Annotated in this window: 24 protein-coding genes and 3 tRNA genes; 21 read left to right on the forward strand and 6 right to left on the reverse strand. The window is 49.2% G+C overall.

Annotated features, from left to right (window positions below; translation table 11 throughout):
• Positions 1-204: 204 nt before the first annotated feature.
• The 8 genes from EFER_RS05925 to sdiA all read left to right on the forward strand — a co-directional run bounded on the left by EFER_RS05925 (position 205) and on the right by sdiA (position 7,557).
• Positions 205-1,713 carry a flagellin N-terminal helical domain-containing protein gene (locus EFER_RS05925; protein WP_000079813.1) on the forward strand — a complete coding sequence of 503 codons (1,509 nt, stop codon included), beginning with the start codon at positions 205-207 and terminating at the stop codon, positions 1,711-1,713.
• Between the two features lie 165 nt (positions 1,714-1,878).
• Positions 1,879-2,595, forward strand: coding sequence for an RNA polymerase sigma factor FliA (locus EFER_RS05930; RefSeq protein WP_001087452.1), 717 nt, complete (start codon positions 1,879-1,881; stop codon positions 2,593-2,595).
• Between the two features lie 58 nt (positions 2,596-2,653).
• The gene (fliZ, locus tag EFER_RS05935) at positions 2,654-3,193 is read left to right on the forward strand and encodes a flagella biosynthesis regulatory protein FliZ (protein ID WP_000218085.1); all 540 of its coding nucleotides are present in this window, start codon (positions 2,654-2,656) and stop codon (positions 3,191-3,193) included.
• Between the two features lie 87 nt (positions 3,194-3,280).
• Positions 3,281-4,081 carry a cystine ABC transporter substrate-binding protein gene (tcyJ, locus tag EFER_RS05940; protein ID WP_015953333.1) on the forward strand — a complete coding sequence of 267 codons (801 nt, stop codon included), beginning with the start codon at positions 3,281-3,283 and terminating at the stop codon, positions 4,079-4,081.
• Between the two features lie 106 nt (positions 4,082-4,187).
• On the forward strand, positions 4,188-5,174 hold the full coding sequence (gene dcyD, locus EFER_RS05945) for a D-cysteine desulfhydrase (protein WP_000058228.1): 987 nt from the start codon (positions 4,188-4,190) through the stop codon (positions 5,172-5,174).
• 15 nt (positions 5,175-5,189) lie between these two features.
• Positions 5,190-5,858: a cystine ABC transporter permease gene (gene tcyL / locus EFER_RS05950; RefSeq protein ID WP_001158201.1), complete on the forward strand. Its 669-nt coding sequence runs from the start codon at positions 5,190-5,192 to the stop codon at positions 5,856-5,858.
• Positions 5,855-6,607 carry an L-cystine ABC transporter ATP-binding protein TcyN gene (tcyN, locus tag EFER_RS05955; protein ID WP_001272975.1) on the forward strand — a complete coding sequence of 251 codons (753 nt, stop codon included), beginning with the start codon at positions 5,855-5,857 and terminating at the stop codon, positions 6,605-6,607. The genes tcyL and tcyN overlap by 4 nt, the downstream gene beginning before the upstream one ends.
• A 227-nt stretch (positions 6,608-6,834) precedes the next feature.
• Positions 6,835-7,557 (forward strand): transcriptional regulator SdiA, encoded by a 723-nt coding sequence (sdiA, locus tag EFER_RS05960; protein WP_000543720.1) that lies wholly within the window; start codon positions 6,835-6,837, stop codon positions 7,555-7,557.
• Positions 7,558-7,624: 67 nt separating this feature from the next.
• Here the strand turns inward: sdiA and EFER_RS05965 are convergent, their stop codons facing one another.
• Positions 7,625-7,849 carry a DUF2594 family protein gene (locus EFER_RS05965; RefSeq protein WP_000106486.1) on the reverse strand — a complete coding sequence of 75 codons (225 nt, stop codon included), beginning with the start codon at positions 7,847-7,849 and terminating at the stop codon, positions 7,625-7,627.
• Positions 7,850-7,924, reverse strand: a complete 75-nt coding sequence (locus tag EFER_RS24885) for a hypothetical protein (RefSeq protein WP_419715431.1) — start codon at positions 7,922-7,924, stop codon at positions 7,850-7,852.
• Positions 7,925-8,294: 370 nt separating this feature from the next.
• Here EFER_RS24885 and uvrY point away from each other — a divergent pair, with 370 nt between their 5' ends.
• From uvrY to EFER_RS05995, 6 genes are all read left to right on the forward strand, one after another.
• Positions 8,295-8,951, forward strand: a complete 657-nt coding sequence (gene uvrY / locus EFER_RS05970; RefSeq protein ID WP_000611317.1) for a UvrY/SirA/GacA family response regulator transcription factor — start codon at positions 8,295-8,297, stop codon at positions 8,949-8,951.
• On the forward strand, positions 8,948-10,780 hold the full coding sequence (gene uvrC / locus EFER_RS05975; protein WP_001283403.1) for an excinuclease ABC subunit UvrC: 1,833 nt from the start codon (positions 8,948-8,950) through the stop codon (positions 10,778-10,780). The genes uvrY and uvrC overlap by 4 nt, the downstream gene beginning before the upstream one ends.
• Positions 10,781-10,836: 56 nt before the next feature.
• Entirely contained in the window at positions 10,837-11,385 is a 549-nt protein-coding gene (gene pgsA / locus EFER_RS05980; protein ID WP_001160185.1) for a CDP-diacylglycerol--glycerol-3-phosphate 3-phosphatidyltransferase, read from the forward strand.
• A gap of 151 nt (positions 11,386-11,536) precedes the next feature.
• Positions 11,537-11,612 (forward strand) — tRNA-Gly (locus EFER_RS05985).
• Between the two features lie 54 nt (positions 11,613-11,666).
• Positions 11,667-11,740 (forward strand) — tRNA-Cys (locus EFER_RS05990).
• A 12-nt stretch (positions 11,741-11,752) separates the two neighbouring features.
• A tRNA-Leu gene (locus EFER_RS05995) sits at positions 11,753-11,839 on the forward strand.
• A 147-nt stretch (positions 11,840-11,986) separates the two neighbouring features.
• Here the strand turns inward: EFER_RS05995 and kch are convergent.
• Entirely contained in the window at positions 11,987-13,234 is a 1,248-nt protein-coding gene (kch, locus tag EFER_RS06000) for a voltage-gated potassium channel protein (RefSeq protein WP_000018624.1), read from the reverse strand.
• Positions 13,235-13,581: 347 nt separating this feature from the next.
• On the opposite strand from kch, the gene appC reads away from it, so the two are divergent.
• Genes appC through cbdX form a run of 3 tightly spaced genes read left to right on the forward strand, consistent with a single transcriptional unit; the run spans position 13,582 to position 16,418 of the window.
• A complete protein-coding gene (gene appC / locus EFER_RS06005; RefSeq protein ID WP_000263595.1) occupies positions 13,582-15,126 on the forward strand; it encodes a cytochrome bd-II oxidase subunit 1 in 1,545 nt (514 codons plus the stop codon).
• A gap of 11 nt (positions 15,127-15,137) precedes the next feature.
• Positions 15,138-16,274 carry a cytochrome d ubiquinol oxidase subunit II gene (appB, locus tag EFER_RS06010; RefSeq protein ID WP_000460820.1) on the forward strand — a complete coding sequence of 379 codons (1,137 nt, stop codon included), beginning with the start codon at positions 15,138-15,140 and terminating at the stop codon, positions 16,272-16,274.
• A gap of 12 nt (positions 16,275-16,286) precedes the next feature.
• Complete coding sequence (gene cbdX, locus EFER_RS22860; RefSeq protein ID WP_002431596.1) at positions 16,287-16,418, forward strand: cytochrome bd-II oxidase subunit CbdX; 132 nt, start codon at positions 16,287-16,289, stop codon at positions 16,416-16,418.
• A gap of 126 nt (positions 16,419-16,544) precedes the next feature.
• Here the strand turns inward: cbdX and EFER_RS06015 are convergent, their stop codons facing one another.
• Entirely contained in the window at positions 16,545-16,925 is a 381-nt protein-coding gene (locus EFER_RS06015) for a putative periplasmic lipoprotein (protein WP_002431595.1), read from the reverse strand.
• Positions 16,926-17,042: 117 nt separating this feature from the next.
• Positions 17,043-19,781 carry a TMAO reductase system sensor histidine kinase/response regulator TorS gene (torS, locus tag EFER_RS06020; RefSeq protein ID WP_001054724.1) on the reverse strand — a complete coding sequence of 913 codons (2,739 nt, stop codon included), beginning with the start codon at positions 19,779-19,781 and terminating at the stop codon, positions 17,043-17,045.
• Positions 19,782-19,863: 82 nt separating this feature from the next.
• Between torS and torT the strand changes: the two genes are divergently transcribed.
• On the forward strand, positions 19,864-20,892 hold the full coding sequence (torT, locus tag EFER_RS06025) for a TMAO reductase system periplasmic protein TorT (RefSeq protein WP_001265010.1): 1,029 nt from the start codon (positions 19,864-19,866) through the stop codon (positions 20,890-20,892).
• Here torT and torR read toward each other — a convergent pair.
• Positions 20,865-21,557 (reverse strand): two-component system response regulator TorR, encoded by a 693-nt coding sequence (torR, locus tag EFER_RS06030; RefSeq protein ID WP_001120131.1) that lies wholly within the window; start codon positions 21,555-21,557, stop codon positions 20,865-20,867. The two genes, torT and torR, sit on opposite strands and share 28 nt — an antisense overlap.
• Positions 21,558-21,686: 129 nt before the next feature.
• On the opposite strand from torR, the gene torC reads away from it, so the two are divergent.
• Genes torC through torD form a run of 3 tightly spaced genes read left to right on the forward strand, consistent with a single transcriptional unit; the run spans position 21,687 to position 25,998 of the window.
• Positions 21,687-22,859, forward strand: coding sequence for a pentaheme c-type cytochrome TorC (gene torC, locus EFER_RS06035; RefSeq protein ID WP_001230242.1), 1,173 nt, complete (start codon positions 21,687-21,689; stop codon positions 22,857-22,859).
• Positions 22,859-25,405 carry a trimethylamine-N-oxide reductase TorA gene (gene torA / locus EFER_RS06040; RefSeq protein ID WP_001063180.1) on the forward strand — a complete coding sequence of 849 codons (2,547 nt, stop codon included), beginning with the start codon at positions 22,859-22,861 and terminating at the stop codon, positions 25,403-25,405. Before torC ends, torA begins: the two co-directional genes overlap by 1 nt.
• The gene (gene torD, locus EFER_RS06045) at positions 25,402-25,998 is read left to right on the forward strand and encodes a molecular chaperone TorD (protein WP_000209899.1); all 597 of its coding nucleotides are present in this window, start codon (positions 25,402-25,404) and stop codon (positions 25,996-25,998) included. The genes torA and torD overlap by 4 nt, the downstream gene beginning before the upstream one ends.
• The last annotated feature ends 132 nt before the right edge of the window (positions 25,999-26,130 follow it).

A 26,130-nucleotide genomic window follows, 5' to 3' on the forward strand; every position in this document is an offset into this window, starting at 1 on the left:
ATAAGTGCGTTATCGGCAATCTTTCGCCAAAGTTTAAGGAAAAAGGGGCGTTGATAATGCGCGGAATAGTGAGACATAAAGCAGGTAATTCGGCGAGTAAAAATTTTCTAAAGTTCGAAATTCAGGTGCCGATACAAGGGTTACGGTGAGAAACCGTGGGCAACAGCCCAATAACATCAAGTGGTATTTGATAAGGAAAAAATCATGGCACAAGTCATTAATACAAACAGCCTGTCGCTGTTGACCCAGAATAACCTGAATAAATCTCAGTCTTCTCTGAGCTCCGCCATTGAACGTCTCTCTTCTGGCCTGCGTATTAACAGTGCTAAAGATGACGCAGCAGGTCAGGCGATTGCTAACCGTTTTACGGCAAATATTAAAGGTCTGACTCAGGCTTCCCGTAACGCGAATGATGGTATTTCTATCGCGCAGACCACTGAAGGTGCGTTAAACGAAATTAACAATAACCTGCAACGTGTACGTGAACTGTCAGTACAGGCAACTAACGGTACTAACTCTGGTTCTGATCTGAAATCAATTCAGGATGAAATTCAACAGCGTCTTGAGGAGATCGATCGCGTTTCCAACCAAACTCAGTTTAACGGCGTTAAAGTCCTGTCTCAGGACAATCAAATGAAAATTCAGGTTGGTGCTAATGATGGAGAAACCATCACAATCGATCTTAAGAAAATTGATGTCAAGAGCTTAGGTTTAGACGGTTTTAATATTAATGGACCTAAACAAGCTACAGCAGGTGATCTCAAATCTAGTTTCAAAAATGTAACTGGTTTTGATACTTATAATGTTGGGGGGAATGAATATCGCGTTGATATTAATTCTGGAGAAGTTACAGGTAACAATGGTGCTGATAAAACGTATGTCAGCTCGAAAAATGGTCAGTTAACTGATAAAAACGAAGAAGCTAATGGCAAGACCTTTTTCTCAAAGACTGCGTCAGGTACTGGTGATGCTAATGCACAGGCAATTGGTACCGCTATTAAAAATGGCAATGAAGGTGATACATTTGATTATAACGGTCAAACCTTTACTATTGACACTAAAACTGGTGCCGATGGTAATGGTACTGCGTCAACAATGATCAATGGTGAAAAAGTCACGCTGACTATTAAGGGGGCTGCGGGAGGCGCTTTAACTGCTGCAACTGTTGAGTCCGATAAAGATGTCTATACATCAGTAACTAATGGCCAGTATACTTTTGATGCAACAACGAAAAATGACGCAGCTAAACTTTCAGATTTAGAAGCTAATAATGCAACCAAAGGTACAAGCACCATTACTGTTAATGGTGCTAACTACACTGCAAATGCAGACGGTAGTAAAATTACTGATAAAGATGGTAAAGTCATGTATATGGATAAAACACCATCTGGTATCAGCACTCTGATTAATGAAGACGTTGCAGATTCTAAAAAAAGCACATCTAGTCCATTAGCTGCAATTGACGCTGCACTATCTAAAGTTGATGCTGTTCGTTCTTCTTTGGGTGCAATTCAAAACCGTTTCGACTCTGCCATCACCAACCTTGGCAACACCGTAAACAACCTGTCTTCTGCCCGTAGCCGTATCGAAGATGCTGACTACGCGACCGAAGTGTCTAACATGTCTCGTGCGCAGATCCTGCAACAAGCAGGTACTTCTGTTCTGGCACAGGCTAACCAGACCACGCAGAACGTACTGTCTCTGCTGCGTTAATCGCCGCTATATTCTTCCAAACCCCGCTCCGGCGGGGTTTTTTCTAGCAGGCAAATAGCCGTAACCTGCAAATAACCCCCCATTTCACCCACTATTCATCCGATTAAATCCTCTACAGAAACGGATAATCATGCCGATAACACATCTAACGCAGGGCTGTTTATCGTGAATTCACTGTATACCGCTGAAGGCGTAATGGATAAACACTCGCTGTGGCAACGCTATGTGCCGCTGGTGCGACACGAAGCACTGCGCCTACAGGTGCGGCTGCCCGCGAGCGTAGAACTGGACGACCTGCTACAGGCAGGCGGCATCGGGTTATTGAACGCAGTAGACCGCTATGACGCTCTGCAAGGAACGGCATTTACAACTTACGCAGTGCAGCGTATCCGAGGGGCAATGCTGGATGAACTACGCAGCCGTGACTGGGCGCCGCGTAGTGTCCGCCGCAATGCGCGCGAAGTGGCGCAGGCAATAGGGCAACTGGAACAAGAGTTAGGGCGCAACGCCAGCGAAACGGAAGTGGCAAAACGACTGGGGATCTCGACAGAAGAGTATCGCCAGATGTTGCTCGATACCAATAACAGTCAGTTGTTTTCCTATGACGAATGGCGGGAAGAGCATGGTGACAGTGCTGAACTGATCACCGAAGAGCATCAGCAGGCTAATCCGCTGCACCAGTTGCTGGAGAGTGATCTGCGCCAGCAAGTAATGGATGCCATCGAACGTTTGCCAGAGCGTGAAAAATTGGTGCTTACCCTTTACTACCAGGAAGAGCTGAATCTCAAAGAGATCGGCGCGGTACTGGAAGTGGGTGAGTCGCGCGTCAGTCAGTTGCATAGCCAGGCCATCAAACGATTACGCAGCAAACTGGGTAGGTGAATACGGTAACCACATTGCCGTCAAATGCCGCACAACGAATTGACTACCAGGAGTTATCATGACGGTGCAGCAAAGCAAACGACGGCCTCTGAGCCGCTACCTGAAAGACTTTAAACATAGCCAGACGCATTGTACCCACTGCCGCAAATTGCTCGATCGCATCACTCTTGTGCGCAGCGGGCAAATTGTTAACAAGCTGGAAATTGCTCGCCTTGATACCCCCATGGATGAGCCAGAGTGGCAAGAAGAACAACAACAATGGTCTGCGCTGTGCCGTTTTTGTGGTGATCTGCATTGCAAAGCTCACAATGATTTCTTCGATATTGTGGGTTTTAAACAATTTCTGATAGAACAGGCCGAAATGAGCCATAGCTCCATTCGTGAGTATGTCGTGCGCCTGCGCCGCCTGGGTAATCACCTCCATCAACAACACGTTTCACGTGCGCTACTGGCAGAAGGATATCTGGATGAAATCCTTGCGCCATGGTTACCGCAAACCAGCACCACCAATTACCTTATCGCGCTGCGTAAATATGAGCAGTATCGATCACAAAATCCTTCTTTACAGGTTCAGAGACTGACATCTGATATATATTAAAAATGAATAAGATGTAACGGAGTGTTTTTTGGCGCGAGTCAGAAACGCTCTACACTGATGCCGTTACTGACAACATTTGGGGTAATTATGAAATTAGCACTTCTGGGACGTCGGGCGTTGTTGAGCGTTATGGCGCTGGCACTGGTTGCCGGAATGAGCGCAAAAACCTTTGCAGATGAAGGCCTGTTAAATAAAGTTAAAGAGCGCGGCACGCTGCTGGTGGGCCTCGAAGGTACTTATCCTCCGTTCAGTTTTCAGGGCGATGATGGCAAACTGACCGGTTTTGAAGTGGAATTTGCCCAGCAACTGGCAAAACATCTCGGTGTTGAAGCGACGCTTAAACCAACCAAATGGGACGGAATGCTGGCATCGCTGGATTCAAAACGTATTGATGTGGTGATTAATCAGGTCACCATCTCTGACGAACGCAAGAAAAAATATGACTTCTCTACCCCCTACACCGTCTCCGGTATTCAGGCGCTGGTGAAAAAAGGTAATGAAGGAACGATTAAAACGGCGAATGATTTAAAAGGTAAAAAAGTGGGTGTCGGATTAGGGACGAACTATGAAGAGTGGTTGCGCCAGAATGTGCAGGGCGTAGACATTCGTACCTATGACGATGATCCAACCAAATATCAGGATCTGCGAGTCGGTCGAATTGATGCCATCCTGGTGGATCGTCTTGCCGCACTGGATTTGGTAAAGAAAACCAAAGACACACTTGCGGTAACAGGTGACGCGTTCTCCCGTCAGGAATCGGGCGTGGCTGTGCGTAAAAACAATGAAGACCTGCTGAAAGCGGTCAATGAAGCGATTGCCGAAATGCAAAAAGATGGCACTTTGCAGGCACTCTCACAAAAATGGTTTGGCGCTGATGTGACGAAATAATCATTGTAAACGACAAAAAAGGCGCTTTAACCGGCGCCTTTTTTATTTAATTCTCAACCGGGTGCATAATAAACAATAACTCACATCAATGTTTACCGGAGGCTCCATGTCACTGCAAAACTTAACGCGTTTCCCGCGTCTGGAATTTATTGGCGCACCAACGCCTCTTGAATATCTGCCGCGTTTTTCTGATTACCTCGGTCGTGAAATATTTATAAAACGTGATGATGTGACGCCGCTGGCAATGGGCGGCAATAAAGTCCGCAAACTGGAATTCCTTGCCGCCGATGCGCTGCGGGAAGGTGCTGATACTCTGGTAACGGCAGGGGCAATTCAGTCAAATCATGTGCGCCAGACAGCCGCTGTGGCGGCAAAACTGGGCTTGCATTGTGTCGCTTTACTGGAAAATCCCATCGGTACGCAGGCAGAAAACTATCTCAGTAATGGCAATCGACTATTGCTGGATTTATTCAACGTTCAGGTGGAGATGTGCGCAGCACTCGATGATCCAGATGCACAATTACAGGAGCTCGCCACGCGCATAGAAGCTCAGGGATTTCGTCCGTATGTTATTCCGGTCGGCGGTTCAAATGCGCTGGGGGCGCTGGGCTATGTCGAAAGCGCGCTGGAGATCGCACAACAGTGCGAAGGTGCGGTTAATCTTTCTTCGGTGGTGGTGGCTTCCGGTAGCGCGGGTACACATGCCGGGCTGGCGGTAGGGCTGGAACATCTGCTGCCAGAAACTGAATTGATCGGGGTTACCGTTTCCCGCTCCGTTGCCGACCAAAAACCGAAAGTGGTTGCTTTGCAACAGGCGGTCGCTCGTGAACTTGAACTGAGTGCAGCGGCAGAAATTACACTCTGGGATGAATACTTTGCACCAGGGTACGGCACGCCGAACGAAGAGGGGATGGAAGCTGTGAAATTGCTGGCGCGGCTGGAAGGCATTTTGCTTGATCCGGTTTATACCGGCAAAGCGATGGCCGGGTTGATTGATGGCATCAGCCAGAAACGCTTTAAAGATCAGGGCCCGATTCTGTTTATTCATACTGGTGGGGCGCCTGCGCTTTTCGCCTATCATCCGCACGTATAACTTTCGGAACTGCTCATGCAAGAAAGTATTGATTTAGTAATTGAATCCTTGCCATATCTACTCAAAGGTGCGGTCTTTACTCTGCAATTAAGTATTGGCGGGATGTTTTTTGGGCTGCTGCTTGGGTTTATTCTTGCGTTAATGCGGCTTTCTCCGGTTGGGCCACTGCGCTGGCTGGCACGGTTTTATATCTCGATTTTTCGTGGCACGCCGCTTATTGCACAGCTATTTATGATCTATTACGGTTTGCCGCAGTTTGGTATTGAACTCGATCCGGTGCCGTCGGCAATGATTGGTTTGTCATTAAACACGGCGGCATATGCTGCCGAGACTTTACGGGCAGCTATTTCTTCTATTGATAAAGGGCAGTGGGAAGCGGCAGCCAGTATTGGTATGACGCCCTGGCAAACGATGCGCCGGGCAATTTTGCCCCAGGCAGCACGTGTGGCATTACCCCCACTGAGCAACAGTTTTATCAGTCTGGTGAAAGACACTTCGCTGGCGGCGACGATTCAGGTGCCAGAGTTGTTCCGTCAGGCACAGTTGATCACCTCGCGTACGCTGGAAGTGTTCACGATGTATCTGGCGGCCTCCCTGATTTACTGGATCATGGCAACAGTGCTTTCTACCCTGCAAAACTATTTCGAAAATCAACTTAACCGCCAGGAGAGAGAGCCGAAATGAGTGCGATAGAAGTTAAAAACCTGGTAAAAAAATTCCATGGTCAAACTGTATTACACGGGATTGATTTGGCGGTGAAAACCGGGGAAGTGGTGGCGATTATTGGCCCCAGCGGTTCCGGGAAAACGACGTTGTTACGTAGTATTAATCTCCTGGAACAACCGGAGTCTGGCACGATTAAAGTGGGAGAGATAACGATCGATGCCGGACGTGCGCTTAGCCAACAAAAAGGGCTAATCCGCCAGCTGCGTCAGCATGTCGGTTTTGTTTTTCAAAACTTTAATCTGTTTCCTCACCGTACAGTGCTGGAAAATATTATTGAAGGACCGGTAATCGTTAAAGGCGAAGCAAAAGAAGAGGCGATAGCACGTGCGCGGGAGTTACTGGCGAAAGTTGGCCTTGCCGGTAAAGAAAACAGTTATCCACGTCGCTTGTCAGGAGGGCAACAACAGCGTGTGGCGATCGCTCGTGCACTGGCGATGCGCCCGGAAGTTATTTTATTTGATGAGCCGACGTCGGCATTAGATCCTGAGTTAGTCGGGGAAGTGTTAAATACAATTCGTCAACTGGCCGAAGAAAAGCGAACCATGGTAATAGTAACTCATGAAATGAGTTTTGCCCGTGATGTTGCTGATCGGGCAATATTTATGGACCAGGGTAAAATTGTTGAACAAGGGCCAGCAAAATCACTATTTGCTGATCCAAAACAGCCTCGAACCCGTCTGTTCCTGGAAAAATTTCTTCTGCAATAAAGCGGATAAAGATTCCCCAGGCTGCGTGTTGGTCTGGGGAATATATTCTTTTCGAATTTTTAGATATTGAATTTTTCTAAATGCAATACCCTGAAATTAGTAGGAAAAGTTGCTGAAACTAATTAAACCGTCAACGAAGTGATTATTTTTTTATATAAAATATGTTTATGTGATAGTTTATTTCATCCGTATAAATGAGTTTAGCGCCATGGGATATTGCAATTTGTATGCATGATATTGAATTTTTCACCTGGCGACGGACTATGCTGTCACGCTTTCAGGAAATGGCTTCCGCTGAAGATGTTTTTCAGGAATTACAATTTCAAACACAAAAACTGGAATTTGATTATTATTCTTTGTGTGTCCGTCATCCCGTCCCGTTTACAAGGCCCAAAGTGGCGTATTATTCAACTTATCCTGAAGCCTGGGTGTCTTATTACCAGCAGCACAACTTTTTAGCGATCGATCCCGTCTTAAAGCCAGAAAACTTTAGTCAGGGCCATCTGTTGTGGGATGACGCATTGTTTAGCGAAGCACAACCACTGTGGGATGCGGCGCGGGCGCATGGGTTGCGTAGAGGGGTAACGCAATACTTGATGTTGTCTAATAGAGCGCTTGGTTTTCTTTCGCTTTCCCGCATGAGTGCTCGTGAAGGGCCAATTGCCCATGATGAACTGGAGTTGAAACTGCAACTTCTGGTACGTGAAAGTCTTAATGTTCTGGCACGATTGCAACACGAGATGGTGATGACGCCCGCGATGCGTTTTAGTAAACGGGAAACTGAAATCCTGCGCTGGACAGCAGAAGGGAAGACCTCAGCAGAGATCGCCATGATTTTGTCGATATCAGAAAATACCGTCAATTTTCATCAAAAGAATATGCAGAAAAAATTCAATGCCCCCAATAAAACGCAGGTGGCCTGTTATGCGGCGGCAACGGGGATAATCTGAAGGGAAAACCGTTCTGTGTGAAAAAGGCAAAAACCGGCTGAAAGTCAGGCTTTCAGCCGGTTTTTGTTTACTGGCGGTAAGCCTGTTTAATTTGCTTAACAGTTTTAGAAAATACCGCAGCCTGAGTTTCATCTGCGATCAGCGCCAGCTGTTTTTCCATTTTCAACATTACGCGCCCGGCGTCAGCTTGCCCCATGGCCTGTAACATCAGGGTTAACATGGACTTCAGGCAAGCGATTTCATGAGCCAGATCTTGAGTATTTTCAGCAGTGGAAAAATCAGGCGTACTCATTTATTTTCCTCTAAATGTTGCAATGACAAATGTGAAGGCGGCGGAGTATATCATAAGCCCGGCGAAAAATATCAGTGGTTAATTTATGAGCGTAAATATCATTGCCACCAGACGAATAAACAATTTGCAATCAAGCTTATATTTTATTCATTCATCGTTTATCTCGCGTATATAGTTCGTTAATTGTTGTTACAAAAATGCATGTTAATTTGAATGTGATGGACAGCAAGGTGAATTTTTTGTCACTTTTCTGAAACCTGTCTCGCTTACCGCGCGGCGAGCAGGCTGTAGAGGAAGGCGTTACAGGAAACTGTACGAAATAATTTCCAAAAACGAGAGCAAAATCTAATGACGGACATTTTAACATTTCAAAGTTGGGGTAAAACCCGCTAATATAGGGACGACATAATATCAGTAGCGTTATCCCTATTCTGGAGATATTCCTTTGATCAACGTTCTTCTTGTTGATGACCACGAACTGGTGCGCGCAGGGATACGACGCATTCTGGAAGATATAAAGGGTATAAAAGTTGTCGGTGAGGCATGTTGCGGCGAAGACGCCGTTAAATGGTGCCGTTCTAACACCGTCGATGTGGTGTTGATGGACATGAGTATGCCTGGTATCGGTGGCCTTGAAGCAACGCGCAAAATCGCGCGCTCTTCAGCAGATATCAAAGTGATTATGTTGACCGTTCACACTGAAAACCCGTTGCCTGCAAAAGTCATGCAGGCGGGTGCGGCAGGTTACCTGAGCAAAGGAGCAGCCCCCCAGGAAGTGGTTAGCGCGATTCGTTCTGTTTATTCAGGGCAGCGGTATATTGCGTCGGATATTGCGCAGCAGATGGCGCTCAGCCAGATCGAGCCGGAAAAAACCGAAACGCCTTTTGCCAGTTTGTCCGAACGTGAATTGCAGATTATGCTGATGATCACCAAAGGCCAGAAGGTTAATGAGATCTCAGAACAACTGAATCTCAGCCCGAAAACGGTGAACAGTTATCGCTACCGTATGTTCAGTAAACTAAACATTCACGGTGATGTTGAACTGACCCACCTGGCGATTCGCCATGGCCTGTGTAATGCGGAGACATTATCAAGCCAGTGAGTGATCAGTTTGATGCCAAAGCGTTTTTAAAAACCGTTACCAGTCAGCCCGGCGTCTATCGTATGTATGATGCCGGCGGTACGGTCATTTATGTGGGTAAAGCCAAAGACCTCAAAAAACGCCTTTCCAGTTATTTCCGCAGCAACCTTGCTTCACGTAAAACAGAAGCACTGGTTGCTCAGATCCAGCAAATTGATGTCACGGTGACACACACCGAGACGGAAGCTCTGTTACTGGAGCATAACTATATTAAGCTTTATCAACCGCGCTATAACGTACTGTTGCGCGATGATAAATCTTATCCCTTTATATTCCTGAGCGGTGACACGCACCCGCGTCTTGCTATGCATCGCGGTGCAAAGCACGCGAAAGGGGAGTATTTTGGCCCCTTCCCAAATGGTTATGCCGTGCGGGAAACGCTGGCACTACTCCAAAAAATCTTCCCTATCCGCCAGTGTGAAAACAGCGTTTATCGCAACCGCTCTCGTCCTTGTCTGCAATACCAGATTGGCCGCTGCCTGGGGCCGTGTGTAGCTGGTCTGGTCAGCGAAGAAGAGTACGCTCAGCAGGTTGAATACGTACGCCTGTTTTTATCTGGCAAAGATGATCAGGTGCTTACACAACTGATTGCACGTATGGAAAAGGCCAGTCAGAACCTTGAATTTGAAGAGGCAGCACGTATTCGGGATCAAATTCAGGCCGTTCGCCGGGTAACTGAAAAACAATTTGTTTCTAATACCGGTGATGACCTGGATGTTATTGGTGTGGCGTTTGATGCAGGCATGGCATGTGTACATGTACTATTTATTCGTCAGGGAAAGGTACTAGGCAGTCGCAGTTATTTTCCAAAAGTTCCTGGTGGCACTGAGCTTGGCGAAGTCGTTGAAACCTTTGTCGGGCAGTTTTATCTGCAGGGAAGCCAGATGAGAACGTTGCCTGGCGAAATCCTGCTTGATTTTAATCTCAGTGATAAAACGCTGCTTGCCGATTCACTTACAGAGCTGGCGGGGCGGCGGATCAACGTCCAGACCAAACCACGTGGTGATCGTGCGCGTTACCTTAAACTGGCGCGAACGAATGCTGCGACAGCACTGACCAGCAAGCTTTCGCAACAATCCACCGTTCATCAGCGTCTCTCGGCCCTCGCAACGGTATTGAAACTTCCTGAAGTTAAACGGATGGAGTGTTTCGATATCAGTCATACCATGGGGGAACAGACCGTAGCGTCTTGTGTGGTGTTTGATGCCAATGGTCCGTTGCGGTCGGAATATCGCCGTTACAACATTACGGGTATTACACCCGGCGATGATTATGCGGCAATGAATCAGGTTCTTCGTCGTCGCTATGGCAAAGCAATCGAAGAAAGTAAGATTCCGGACGTTATCCTGATCGACGGTGGTAAAGGGCAGCTGGCGCAGGCCAAAGCTGTTTTTGCCGAACTGGATGTTCCCTGGGATAAAAACCGTCCGCTGCTTTTGGGCGTTGCCAAAGGCGCTGACCGTAAAGCCGGGCTGGAAACGTTATTCTTTGAACCAGAAGGGGAAGGGTTTAGTTTGCCGTCAGATTCTCCCGCTCTGCATGTCATCCAGCATATTCGCGATGAATCGCACGATCACGCCATTGGCGGGCATCGTAAAAAACGGGCCAAAGTCAAAAACACCAGTACCCTGGAAACGATCGAAGGTGTCGGTCCTAAGCGCCGTCAAATGCTGTTGAAATATATGGGCGGTTTGCAAGGATTACGTAACGCAAGTGTCGAGGAAATTGCAAAAGTGCCGGGTATTTCGCAAGGTCTGGCAGAAAAGATCTTCTGGTCGTTGAAACATTGAGTCCGCTGTAGCAACATAGGGGTAATTTCTCTGACAACAGATAGTTACCCGTCATTATGCAATTTAATATCCCTACGTTGCTCACGCTGTTTCGCGTCATCCTTATCCCATTCTTTGTATTGGTCTTTTATCTCCCTGTCACCTGGTCGCCATTTGCTGCTGCGCTTATTTTCTGCGTCGCGGCAGTGACCGACTGGTTTGATGGTTTCCTGGCGCGGCGCTGGAATCAAAGCACCCGTTTCGGGGCGTTTCTTGATCCCGTTGCCGACAAAGTCCTGGTGGCAATTGCAATGGTACTGGTTACCGAGCACTACCACAGCTGGTGGGTGACGTTACCGGCAGCAACCATGATTGCGCGTGAAATTATTATTTCTGCACTGCGTGAGTGGATGGCGGAACTGGGCAAACGCAGTAGTGTGGCTGTATCCTGGATTGGTAAAGTGAAAACCACGGCACAAATGGTAGCGCTGGCATGGCTGTTATGGCGTCCAAACATTTGGGTCGAGTATGCGGGGATTGCATTATTCTTCGTTGCTGCTGTGCTGACACTGTGGTCAATGTTCCAGTATTTGAACGCTGCGCGAGCAGATTTGCTTGAACAGTGATCGTTTCGCCGCAATTTTCAGCAAACGATCATCTGCGGCAAAAAATATCGTTGACTCATCGCGTCAGGTAAGTAGAATGCAACGCATCGAACGGCGGCACTGATTGCCAGACGATAATGAAATCAAGTGATTAACAAATTGCTTGGTGAATGCGGGAATAGCTCAGTTGGTAGAGCACGACCTTGCCAAGGTCGGGGTCGCGAGTTCGAGTCTCGTTTCCCGCTCCAGTTTAAAAGGCATCGGCGATAAGCGGGTGTCTGGCTGAAAGGCCTGAAGAATTTGGCGCGTTAACAAAGCGGTTATGTAGCGGATTGCAAATCCGTCTAGTCCGGTTCGACTCCGGAACGCGCCTCCAATTTCTTCCCGAGCCCGGATGGTGGAATCGGTAGACACAAGGGATTTAAAATCCCTCGGCGGCAACGCTGTGCGGGTTCAAGTCCCGCTCCGGGTACCATGGGGAAGATAAGAATAAAATCAAAGCAATAAGCAGTGTCGTGAAACCACCTTCGGGTGGTTTTTTTGTTTTTGTCTTTATTATTTCCAACGTAAATGCAAAAAAAGAGGGCATCGTCGCCCTCTACAGATACTCCCCGCTAACTTGCTATTTACCAGCTGATTGCTGTGGCGCATTCTCCTCTGCCTCGTTATCACCAAACAGTCCATGCCCGGAGTTCAGTAGCATCGATACCAGCATATTATTGTCGATCTCTTCGCCGTTTAAGATACGGGCTAAAATCTCGCTACCAAATAATTGTGGTGACAGGATGATATCAGGTTGTACTTTTTTCACTTTGTTCAGGTTTTTGCTGTCGCTTACTGCCAATACAGTTTTGACATCTTTGCTGAGATCTTTCGCTGAAAGCACCACAAAGGCGTTATCGGCATCATTGTCACTGAGCGCCAGAATCGCCCGGCAGTCGTCAATGCCGGCTTTTTTCAAAATCGCGCTGTCATTACTGTCACCTAAAATCATATCGAAATTGCCACCTAACCGCTGATCCAGCAGATTAGCTTCATCTTCTGGCAGGTTAGTGATCACGGTAACTTTTTGCCCACGCTGGTTGAGTTGCAAGATAGTGTTTACCGCCAGAATAGAGTGACCGCAGACAATAAAGTGATCTTTGCGATTCATAGTATGTTTTTTCCCTTTAACCAGTCTGTTCAGGCCGCCGCGGATTAGCGGGCCAAAAATCGATGTAATAGATGTTGCGAAAACCGTAATGCCCGAAATAATAACCGATACAGTGAACAAGCGGGCAGTCTCTGAAACCGGCACAATATCGCCATAACCGACAGTAGTCATGGTTTCTATTGAAAAATAGAATGCAGTCACCAGACTTTCTATTTTGGGATTGAAGCCTTCTCCCAAATATAGCGAACCATAGGTAGAGTAAAACAATAAGGTGGTGAAACTGATAAACGCAAAGATACTGCCCGCAGTGGCGCTGCTGTGGGAAAAATCTTTACTCAGTAACAGCAGCATCACCATCGTAAAGAGGCAAAAACCGATACTGAATTTAAGATAAGGATAGAAATGCAGTGTGTAGATTAGTGTAATCAACAGCAGTATCAGGCTTATGGCCCAGGCAAGTTTGGCGCGAAAAAGCAAACCAATGGAGTTCAAAACCAGAAACACCCCAAGCATGAACAGTGGGGCGTTAGCAAGCAGTGAAAGATCTAATCCTGTGTAGGCGTGGATATGGAAAATATCCAACAGGCTAACAGACATTCCATAAATGGTTTTAAAAATAAGTAAACCGTTAATAAGTACAGCCAGAGCGGTTATATCATGCCTGCATGCCAGCCATAATTTTATAATTACTCTTTTAAATACAGCCAAGTGACTCACTGAAAACCTCTGCAACTTTTCTCAATTAACTGGTGGTTTTATCCCGCCAGAGCAAGTCGGATTTTCAACCTGTCAGATAATACTAGATGAGATTATCCTCAAGAATCAAAGATTTTCACGGTGTCGCGATAAGTCGTGTTCAAATCCGCTCCATGTGGATTTATCGTTCACTTTTGTATACTTAGCGTAATAATAAAAATCCTAAGAATATGTCCGCAAAGTGAAATAATAAATTTAGTTCTTTAATTACCACAATCGGCTTATCTATATACACATAGGATGTAGGGGTATAGCAAGCGAACTACTATTAGCAGGTTATTTCCCTCTAATCGCCTACAGGAGTTCGCATGTGGGATGTTATTGACCTCTCGCGCTGGCAGTTTGCACTGACCGCGCTCTATCACTTTTTGTTTGTTCCTCTCACTTTGGGGTTGATTTTTTTGCTGGCTGTCATGGAAACCATCTATGTGGTAACCGGCAAAACAATCTACCGTGACATGACCCGTTTCTGGGGTAAGTTATTCGGCATTAACTTTGCTCTTGGTGTGGCGACAGGCCTGACCATGGAGTTTCAGTTTGGCACCAACTGGTCTTTCTATTCCAACTATGTGGGTGATATTTTCGGCGCACCGTTGGCGATGGAAGCGTTAATGGCTTTCTTCCTGGAATCTACCTTTGTCGGTCTGTTTTTCTTTGGCTGGCAGCGTCTCAATAAATACCAGCATCTACTGGTGACCTGGCTGGTAGCCTTCGGTTCCAATATCTCTGCACTATGGATACTTAACGGCAATGGCTGGATGCAATATCCCACCGGGGCGCAATTTAATCTTGAAACCTTGCGTATGGAGATGACCAGCTTTAGTGATCTGGTACTCAATCCGGTAAGTCAGGTGAAATTTGTCCATACCGTTATGTCCGGTTATGTGACAGGTGCGATGTTCATTATGGCGATCAGTGCCTGGTATTTACTGCGTGGGCGTGAACGCGATGTGGCGCTGCGCTCGTTTGCCATTGGTTCGGTATTTGGCACCTTAGCGATTCTGGGAACGCTACAACTTGGCGACAGTTCAGCTTATGAAGTAGCAAAAGTACAACCAGTGAAACTGGCGGCAATGGAAGGGGAGTGGCAAACAGAACCCGCTCCCGCCCCCTTTCATCTGTTAGCCTGGCCTGAGCAAGAGCAGGAAAAAAATGCCTTCGCTATCAAAATTCCGGCGTTGCTGGGGATACTGGCGACCCATTCTTTAGATAAGCCTGTTCCGGGGCTGAAAAATCTAATGACAGAAACCTTGCCGCGTTTGCAACGAGGGCGTATTGCCTGGTTGTTGATGAATGAAATTTCACAGGGTGACCGTTCGCCACACATACTACGCGCATTCCGTGCCGTTGAGGATGACCTCGGGTATGGCATGTTGTTGGCGCGTTACGCGCCAGATATGAATAACGTGACGCCAGAGCAATACCAGGCGGCCATGCGCGGCGCAATTCCTCAGGTAGCCCCTGTGTTCTGGAGTTTTCGCATCATGATTGGCTGTGGTTCATTACTGTTATTGGTGATGTTGATTGCTCTGATACAGACGATTCGCGGGCGCATCGAACAACATCGTTGGGTGCTACGCATGGTGTTCTGGAGCTTACCACTACCCTGGATTGCCATTGAAGCCGGCTGGTTTATGACTGAGTTTGGTCGTCAGCCGTGGGCGATTCAGGATATTCTGCCAACCTGGGCGGCTCATTCTGCACTTACCGTCGGCCAACTGGCATTTTCAATGGGATTGATCCTTGGGCTGTACACACTGTTTTTGATCGCAGAAGTCTATCTGATGCAGAAATATGCCCGGCTCGGGCCAGGAGCAATGCACAGTGAACAACCCGTCCAGCAACAGGGGTAAGGAAAAGAGTCATGTTTGATTACGAAACATTACGGTTTATCTGGTGGTTGCTGATCGGTGTCATCCTTGTGGTCTTTATGGTGACCGATGGCTTTGATATGGGGATCGGCTGCCTGCTGCCATTGGTTGCCCGGGATGATGAGGAACGCCGGGTGGTGATTAATAGCGTTGGGGCGCACTGGGAAGGCAACCAGGTATGGTTGATTCTTGCGGGTGGTGCGTTATTCGCTGCCTGGCCACGAGTATATGCTGCTGCTTTTTCTGGATTTTATGTCGCCATGATCCTTGTCCTTTGCGCATTGTTCTTCCGCCCCCTTGCGTTTGATTATCGTGGCAAAATTGCTAACAAACGCTGGCGCACAATGTGGGATGCAGGGTTAGTTATCGGTAGCGTTATCCCGCCCGTAGTTTTTGGTGTGGCGTTTGGCAATTTGCTTCTTGGTGTACCTTTTGCTTTTACACCGCAATTAAGGGTGGAATATTTCGGTACCTTCTGGCAGCTATTATCGCCGTTTGCGCTGCTTTGTGGGGCGCTCAGCCTATGCCTGGTCATCATGCAGGGAGGCGTCTGGTTACAATTGAAAACAGAAGGCATCCTCCGTCAGCGGGCGTTATCCGCCACCAAACGCAGTGCACTATTAGTGGTGCTTTGCTTCCTGCTGGCAGGATACTGGTTGTGGGTAGGCATTGACGGTTATTTGCTGCTGGATCAGGATACTAATGGTCCTGCAAATCCATTAATGAAAATTGTCGTGATCGCGCCTGGCGCATGGATGCGCAACTTTTTTAACACCATTTCATTGTTGATTTTCCCGCTGCTTGGCCTGGTAGGGCCAATGCTGGCGTTATTTGCATTGAGTCGAAAACGCCCTGGCTGGGGATTTGTCATGGCATCGCTGACACAGTTTGGCGTGATATTTACCGCTGGTGTGGCACTCTTCCCCTTTGTTATGCCATCCAGTGTGAGTCCTGTTTCAAGTCTGACGCTCTGGGATTGTACATCAAGTGATAAAACATTAAGTATTATGTTGGTTATCGTATTGATCTTCCTGCCAATTGTATTGCTGTATACCTTATGGAGTTACTACAAGCTGTGGGGAAGAATTAATACAGACACTGTTCGCCGCCACGATAGTGAACTTTATTGAGGAGCAGTAACAATGTGGTATCAACTCTGGTTTGTTGGCATTTTGCTGATGTGCGCCATAACGTCACTGGTTCTGGTATGGCTTGAGCCACGGTTTGAGAGCGCTAAAAAAGACGAGGCGGATGGTAATCATAAAATTGCCTGATGCGTTATGTTTATCAGGCTAAATATGTTGATTTAACATGCTTTTGTAGGCCAATAATTCGGCATAAATAAAGCTCGCTTTGTCAACAATCTGACCCCAGCCATTAATCGCTGGGGTTTTTGTGTATTAGTACCCGCCATTATTTTCCAGCATCTGTTGACCCGGATTAATCAACTTATCGTTATTCTGTTGAATGTTAATAAGTGAGTTATTACGCTGCGTTTCATTATCTAATAAAAAATGATTTTCATAACTTTTGGGTTTAGGCGTTGGTTTAGGTTCTGTTGGTTCTTTGGGTTCCGGTTTTGGTGGTTTTGGTGATGGAGTTGGTGTGGGGTTGGTATCCCAGGGATCATAGTCAGGACGCATTGGGAAGGCTTTTGTTGGCGTAACCGAGGTAGCGGTATTGCTAAAAGTAATGCCATTATTTGCTGGTTTTTCAATGGCTGAGGAGCAAGCAGAAATAAAAAATATGCTTATGACTAACGCTAACAATCGTTTCATCATGTATCTCCTGCATCAGTTATATACTCATCATGTTTCATATAATACGGACCGTGGCTCGAATTATTTAGAGTGTAGTTGCTGCTTAAACGCTCAATAGTCACTAATAGGGGTGAATTATCACGGGTGTAACTTTTGGCTGATCCAGACTTCCAGTGCTGAGATACTTTTCATAATCTCTTCTCGCAGTGCAATAGCCGACAGAGGCTGCTGCTCCAGTTGTGCGCATAACTGGCTGGCGCTACGCATTCCCAGACTTGAGCAACTGCTTTTTAGCTGATGCGCGGCACGCTTTATTTTCTCGCTATCCTGACTGGCGCGGGCAATGTCGATTTCATCGAGAAGCGGCAGGGTATGTTCTTTAAATAATGCCAGCCATTCGTGGATCTTCTTTGTTCCCATTAACTGAGCATCTTCATTGAGTTGCGATATATCCAACGGTTGATCGTTACTGGTTTGCAGTTGGAGATAGTGCGCCAGTAACTGACCGAGCACTTCACGCGGCACCGGTTTAGGGATAATCCCGCGAAATAGTGAACTGGTACGCTGGCGCAGTGTTTCGTCGATGACATGGGCGCTAAAACCAATCAAAACCAGTGACGGATATTGCTGTGCCAGTTGCCGGGCAAGGGTAATGCCGTCTATATCCGGCAGATCAAAATCCACCAGTGCGGCAGCAAACGGTTCGCTATTTTGCAATGCCTCTATTGCCTGCGCGGCATTTCCTACTGCAACGACCTGCGCACCACTGGTGTTCAGCATTTCGACAGTAATTCGCTGGGTTAGCGGGTTATCTTCAATTAACAGCAAACGCAAATCGTCCAGACGTACCGCCTGATTGACTGTTTTGGGCACGGGTGCAGTGGCAATACGTAACGGCAAGCGTAAACAAAAACAGCTTCCAACCTCCGGCGTGCTGGTGGCGCTCAGTTCGCCACCCATCGCCTGGGCCAGACGGCTACTGATAGTCAGCCCCAGCCCGGTGCCGCCGCGTTTGCCACTCACCTGAACAAATGGCTGGAAGATTTCTGTCAGTTTCGCGGGATCAATACCGCAGCCGCTGTCTTCGACTTCGAGCAGCCATTGTTCGCCATCAGTGCGACTACGCAGGATAATTTGCCCTTCGTCAGTGAAACGCAGGGCGTTGCTCAACAGGTTGGTAATGACCTGACGAATTCGTCGCGGATCGCCCATTAACGCGGTCGGAACATCGTCGGCAATTGCCGTTGCCAGGCGAATTGGGCGACCTTTCACCCGTCCGCTCATTAATTGCAGGTTACTTTCCATCAGCGGGCGCGGTTCAAAGGGCTCATCGCTGACCGAAACATTCTTGCCACCCGCTTCGATAGCCGAATAATCGAGAATGTCGTTAAGGATGGTCAACAATGATTCGCCAGAGTCGGTAATTGCCCGCAAATCATCACGCTGGGTGCTAAGTGCCGGATTATCCGCCAGCAGTTGCGCGGTGCCGAGAATACCGTACAGCGGTGTGCGGATCTCATGGCTCATTGCCGCCAGAAACGCCGATTTTGCCTGGCTGGCTTTTTCTGCTTCTGCCCGTGCCTGTCGGTGTTCTATCACCAGCTCCTGCAATTCAGCTGTGCGCGCTTTTACCTGCGCCGCCAGCTGTTCGCGGTGGCGATTAAGCGCATGAACACTGCTGCGAAACGCATCCATCAGCCGCCCGATGGTGTCCAGCTCCCGCACGCCAGCAGTTTCCGGGAAAGGGGAGTTGATATCACCGTCCAGCAGTCGTTGCAGCGCCTGCGTTTGTTCGGCAAGGGGACGCGTGACTGAGCGATAAACCACGCGCCAGAGGATCAGAATCAGTGCGCAAAGAGAAACTATCCCCAGCAATAACAGGCTGTATTGCCCGCGAGCACTGGCTTTTTCCAGATGCGCCAGGCCATGCTGATTACGCAGCTCAATGGTGTCGACCAATTGACTGACTTCGCTACTAAACTGCGCGAACTGGGCGATGTTATTTTGGGCGAGAGTTTGCAGGCGATGACTGATTTCACTGTCCTGCTGATACAGCGCCAGCAAATCGCTATATTGGCTAACGGTAGTTAACGTTGTCGCGACCTGTGCACGAACACCTGGATCTTCAATGCGTATTTGCCGACGTTGCAGAATTTTAACCGCATTATTGAGTTGCTTTTCCAGCGTTGACGCATTTTTCTGGATCTGTTCCAGCCCCAGATTCATCACCATTTGCTGCACGCGCAGGGCGCTAAGGCGCAGTTCATTCATCTGGTTAACGTACTCAAGATCGATATCAATCAGCCGATCAAGTGCGTTTTCTGCGGCCTGACGCTGATGTTGTTCGATCAAATCGTAAATCCCGGCCTGGGTCGCTCCGGCAGAGGTCGCCGCATTATTCGCCTGACCTTGCGCCAGGCGTGCGATCTCATCGGCAGCAGCGACTATCTGCTGGCTGAGTTGCTGTTGTTGCTGGCGCAGTTGCAAACGCTGCCCCACCAGTTCCCCTTGTTGACGTAACGAACGGGAGATCTCCTGCTCCTGTTGTTCAATAGCGGTGGTGTCAAACCCTTGTTCCCGTAACGCTTGCAGCAACGCGTTAATCTTCAGGCTTTGTGCGGTGAGCATTCGCCCCTGCGCCTGCCACATCTTTTCGTTATCGGCACTGGTCAGGTTCTGGGCGGCGAAAAGTTCCCAGGCGCTGGCTTCGCTCAACTGGCGCGCCATATTCATGGTAGGAATCAATGCCTGAGTATTGTCTTTTTCCACCTGGCTGATAAAGCGCAGGTTGTACCATCCCACCAGGGTACTGGTCAGGGTTAACAGCGCCATCAGGGCAAAGCCCATCCAGAGTCTTCGGGTCAGGGTTAAATTCACGGTCAGTGTACTTAAGGTGAAAAAGGTTGAGTCGCAAAGCGGAATGCATCTAGCATAAAGCCTTATTATTGATGAGGCTATCATGCGCGTACTGCTATTGTTACTTCTTTCCCTTTTCATGTTGCCTGGATTTTCGGCTGATAACTTGTTGCGCTGGCATGATGCGCAGCATTTCTCGGTACAACCCTCTACGCCGCTTAAAGCCAAACGTTCATGGAAACTGTGCGCGCTTTATCCCAGCCTGAAAGATTCATACTGGTTATCGTTGAACTATGGTATGCAGGAGGCTGCTCGCCGCTACGGTGTGGATTTAAAAGTGCTGGAGGCAGGCGGCTACAGCCAGTTGGCTACCCAGCAAGCACAAATCGACCAGTGCAAACAGTGGGGTGCAGAGGCCATTTTGCTCGGTAGTAGCACGACGTCATTTCCCGACCTGCAAAAGCAGGTAGCAAGTCTGCCGGTGATCGAACTGGTAAATGCTATTGATGCTCCCCAGGTGAAAAGCCGCGTTGGTGTGCCGTGGTTTCAGATGGGCTATCAACCAGGGCGATATCTGGTGCAATGGAGTCACGGAAAACCACTGAACGTCCTGTTGATGCCCGGCCCCGATAACGCTGGGGGGAGTAAGGAGATGGTAGAGGGTTTCCGCGCCGCCATTGCCGGAAGCCCGGTGCGTATTGTCGATATTGCGCTCGGCGACAACGATATTGAAATCCAGCGTAACCTGTTGCAGGAGATGTTGGAGCGCCATCCAGAAATCGACGTTGTGGCCGGAACGGCGATTGCGGCAGAGGCGGCAATGGGTGAAGGGCGCAACCTGAAAACGCCGCTGACCGTGGTGTCGTTTTATCTTTCACATCAGGTGTATCGCGGACTAAAGCGGGGAAGAGTGATCATGGCTGCCAGCGATCAAATGGTCTGGCAGGGGGAACTGGCGGTTGAGCAAGCGATCAGGCAATTACAGGGGCAATCGGTGTCTGATAATGTCAGCCCACCGATTTTAGTCCTGACGCCGAAAAATGCCGACCGCGAACATATCCGCCGCTCGCTGTCACCAGGGGGATTTCGTCCGGTCTATTTTTATCAGCACACATCAGCGGCTAAGAAATAACCTTCGCCATGTTGTGTCACCAGTAAATCCGCGCTGAGTTTATGACGTAAACGACGAATTAACACATCGACGGTGCGCAGGTCGGGGTTTTCCACCCGGCGCGCAGAAAGCATACGCAGCAGACGTTCACGGCTGAGAATTTCGCCCGGATTGGTCACAAATGCCACCAACATTTCATACTCTGCGCGGGTTAGTTTAATCGGTTCGCCATCAAGCTCCAGCGTATGGCGCGACACATTCAGGCAATAACCGGCAAAGCGATAGCAGTTGTCCTGAGTGAGCGGTTGAGCTTGTCGCGCGAGGTCGATTCGCCAGAGCAGATTTTTCACCCGTACCACCAGTTCGCGCAGTTCCAGCGGTTTGGTAACGTAATCGTCTGCGCCCATTTCCAGCCCAACAATACGGTCAATCCGATCGCTGCGTCCGGTAACCAGAATAATACCCACCGTCGAACGTTCCCGCAGGGCGCGGGTTAACATCAGGCCATTTTCATCGGGCAAATTGATATCCAGCAGAATTAAATCCACTGGCTGGTTTTGCATAATTTCACGCAGCCCGGCACCGCTCGCCGTAACGGAAACCGTATACCCCTCCTGAGTGAAGTAGGTTTGTAATCGCGCCTGGGTAACCGGCTCATCTTCAACAATAACAATGTGATGTGGCATCAGAGAGTTTTACTCATTCTGTTCATATCTGTTCATATTCTGCCGTAAGCCGTTCATCCTGACCAGTGCCGCTGTTCATATTTGCTTATTAAGATCGCTTCACTAAACCATAATTTTACAGGGGCTATTATGCGGAAACTCTGGAACGCGTTACGCCGACCCAGTGCTCGTTGGTCGGTACTGGCGCTGGTCGCTATTGGGATTGTGATTGGCATTGCGCTGATTGTGTTACCTCACGTGGGGATCAAAGTCACCAGCACAACCGAATTTTGTGTCAGTTGCCACAGTATGCAACCGGTGTATGAAGAATATAAACAGTCGGTGCATTTCCAGAACGCCTCCGGCGTGCGAGCTGAATGCCATGACTGCCATATCCCGCCGGATATTCCAGGCATGGTGAAGCGTAAACTGGAAGCGAGCAACGACATCTACCAGACCTTTATTGCCCACTCCATTGATACACCTGAGAAATTCGAAGCCAAACGCGCGGAACTTGCCGAGCGTGAATGGGCGCGAATGAAAGAAAACAACTCGGCAACCTGCCGCTCCTGCCATAACTACGACGCGATGGATCATGCGAAGCAGCATCCTGAAGCGGCGCGTCAGATGAAGGTGGCAGCGAAAGATAATCAATCCTGCATCGACTGTCATAAAGGTATTGCCCACCAGTTACCTGATATGAGTAGTGGCTTCCGTAAGCAGTTCGATGAGCTGCGTGCCAGTGCTAATGATAGTGGTGACACGCTGTACTCCATCGATATTAAGCCGATTTATGCGGCGAAAGGCGATAAAGAAGCGTCTGGTTCTCTGCTGCCTGCTTCGGAAGTGAAAGTCCTTAAACGTGACGGCGACTGGCTGCAAATTGAAATCACTGGCTGGACGGAAAGCGCAGGACGTCAGCGTGTACTCACCCAGTTCCCTGGCAAACGCATCTTTGTTGCTTCGATTCGTGGCGATGTTCAGCAGCAGGTGAAAACGCTGGAGAAAACCACCGTTGCCGACACCAATACCGAGTGGAGCAAATTGCAGGCCACCGCGTGGATGAAGAAAGGCGACATGGTGAACGATATCAAACCGATCTGGGCTTATGCGGATTCGCTGTACAACGGCACTTGTAATCAATGCCACGGCGCACCGGAAATCGCCCACTTCGACGCTAATGGTTGGATTGGCACGCTCAACGGCATGATTGGCTTTACCAGCCTCGATAAACGTGAAGAACGCACCTTGCTGAAATATCTGCAAATGAATGCGTCTGATACCGCAGGTAAGGCTCACGGCGATAAGAAGGAAGAAAAATAATGAACAATAACGATCTCTTTCAGGCATCACGTCGACGTTTTCTGGCACAACTCGGCGGCTTAACTGTCGCCGGGATGCTGGGGTCGTCATTGTTAACGCCGCGCCGTGCGACTGCGGCGCAAGCGGCGACCGAGGCGGTCACCTCGAAAGAGGGCATTCTGACCGGGTCGCACTGGGGGGCTATCCGCGCGACGGTGAAGGATGGTCGCTTTGTGGCGGCAAAACCATTCGAACTGGATAAATATCCGTCGAAAATGATCGCCGGATTGCCGGATCACGTACACAATGCGGCGCGTATTCGTTATCCGATGGTACGCGTGGACTGGCTACGTAAGCGCCATCTGAGCGACACATCTCAGCGTGGCGATAACCGGTTCGTGCGCGTGAGCTGGGATGAAGCCCTCGACATGTTCTATGAAGAGCTGGAACGTGTGCAGAAAACGCACGGGCCGAGTGCCTTACTGACCGCCAGTGGTTGGCAGTCGACGGGGATGTTCCATAACGCGTCGGGGATGTTGGCGAAAGCGATTGCCTTACATGGTAATAGCGTTGGTACGGGTGGGGATTACTCCACCGGTGCTGCGCAGGTGATCCTGCCGCGTGTAGTTGGCTCAATGGAAGTGTATGAACAGCAAACCTCCTGGCCGCTGGTATTGCAGAACAGCAAAACCATTGTGCTGTGGGGCTCCGATTTGCTGAAAAACCAGCAAGCGAACTGGTGGTGCCCGGATCACGATGTTTATGAATATTACGCGCAGTTGAAAGCGAAAGTCGCCGCCGGTGAAATTCAGGTCATCAGCATCGATCCGGTTGTTACATCCACTCATGAGTATCTGGGACGCGAGCATGTGAAGCACATTGCGGTTAACCCGCAAACTGACGTGCCGCTGCAACTGGCGCTGGCGCATACGTTGTACAGCGAAAACCTGTACGACAAAAACTTCCTCGCTAACTACTGTGTGGGTTTTGAGCAGTTCCTGCCCTATCTGCTGGGCGAGAAAGACGGTCAGCCGAAAGATGCCGCATGGGCTGAAAAACTGACTGGCATTGATGCCGAAACCATTCGTGGACTGGCGCGGCAGATGGCGGCGAACAGAACGCAGATTATTGCTGGTTGGTGCGTACAGCGTATGCAGCACGGTGAACAGTGGGCGTGGATGATTGTGGTTCTGGCGGCGATGCTGGGGCAAATTGGCCTGCCGGGTGGTGGCTTCGGTTTTGGCTGGCACTATAACGGCGCAGGCACGCCGGGGCGTAAAGGCGTTATTCTGAGTGGTTTCTCCGGCTCTACGTCGATTCCACCTGTTCACGACAACAGCGACTACCAAGGCTATAGCAGCACTATTCCGATTGCCCGTTTTGTCGATGCGATCCTCGAACCGGGAAAAGTGATCAACTGGAATGGTAAATCGGTAAAACTGCCACCGCTGAAAATGTGTATTTTTGCCGGAACTAACCCGTTACATCGTCATCAGCAGATTAACCGCATTATCGAAGGCTGGCGCAAGCTGGAAACGGTTATCGCTATAGATAATCAGTGGACCTCAACCTGCCGCTTTGCCGATATCGTACTGCCTGCGACCACGCAGTTTGAGCGTAACGATCTCGACCAGTACGGTAACCACTCTAACCGTGGGATCATCGCCATGAAACAGGTGGTGCCGCCGCAGTTTGAGGCGCGCAACGACTTTGATATTTTCCGCGAGCTGTGCCGTCGCTTTAATCGTGAAGAAGCCTTTACCGAAGGGCTGGACGAAATGGGCTGGCTGAAACGCATCTGGCAGGAAGGTGTACAACAGGGCAAAGGACGCGGTGTTCATCTACCAGCGTTTGATGACTTCTGGAATAAGAAAGAGTACGTCGAGTTTGACCATCCGCAGATGTTTGTTCGCCACCAGGCATTCCGCGAAGATCCGGATCTCGAACCGCTGGGCACGCCGAGTGGCCTGATTGAGATCTACTCAAAAACCATCGCCGATATGAACTACGACGATTGTCAGGGGCATCCGATGTGGTTTGAGAAAATCGAACGCTCCCACGGTGGGCCCGGCTCGCAGAAGTATCCGTTGCATCTGCAATCTGTGCATCCGGATTTCCGACTTCACTCGCAGTTATGTGAGTCGGAAACTTTGCGTCAGCAATATACGGTTGCGGGTAAAGAGCCAGTATTTATTAGCCCGCAGGATGCCAGTGCGCGCGGTATTCGTAACGGTGATGTGGTGCGCGTCTTTAACGCTCGTGGTCAGGTGTTGGCTGGAGCAGTGGTTTCTGACCGCTATGCACCCGGCGTGGCACGAATTCACGAAGGGGCATGGTACGATCCAGATAAAGGCGGTGAGCCTGGTGCGCTGTGCAAATACGGTAACCCCAACGTGTTGACTATCGACATCGGTACTTCGCAGCTGGCGCAGGCGACCAGTGCGCATACCACGCTGGTGGAAATTGAGAAGTACAACGGAACAGTGGAGCAGGTGACGGCGTTTAATGGCCCCGTTGAGATGGTGGCGCAGTGCGAATATGTTCCCGCGTCGCAGGTGAAATCATGACCACGCTGACAGCACAACAGATTGCCTGTGTCTACGCCTGGCTGGCGCAGTTGTTCTCCCGTGAGCTGGACGATGAACAACTGACGCAGATCGCCAGTGCGCAGATGGCTGAATGGTTTTCGTTGCTAAAAAGCGAACCGCCGCTCACTGCGGCGGTGAACGAGCTGGAAACTAAAATTGCCGCTCTGACAGTGCGTGACGACGCTCGTCTGGAACTGGCCGCTGACTTTTGCGGCCTGTTTCTGATGACCGACAAACAAGCGGCGCTGCCGTATGCATCGGCCTACAAACAGGACGAGCAAGAGATTAAACGCTTGTTAGTTGAGGCAGGGATGGAAACCAGCGGCAATTTCAACGAACCGGCAGATCATCTGGCGATCTATCTCGAGTTGTTGAGTCATCTGCATTTTTCGCTGGGAGAGGGGACCGTTCCTGCGCGAAGAATCGACAGTTTGCGGCAAAAAGTACTGACGGCGCTGCAACAATGGTTACCAGAGTTTGCGGCGCGTTGCCATCAGTATGACAGCTTTGGTTTTTACGCTGCACTAAGCCAGTTATTGCTGGCGTTAGTGGAGTGCGATAAGCAGCACTGATGGCATCCCGGCCGGAGAGATTTATACTCTCCGGCTATTTTTTAAGATGTAAAAGTCGATAAACCCACCTATTTCACCTCTTACTCTTGCCATTGACTACGCGCAGGTCTGGCATCATTGGCATATCTTTAT

It is taken from the genome of Escherichia fergusonii ATCC 35469 (assembly GCF_000026225.1).
GTDB lineage: Bacteria > Pseudomonadota > Gammaproteobacteria > Enterobacterales > Enterobacteriaceae > Escherichia > Escherichia fergusonii.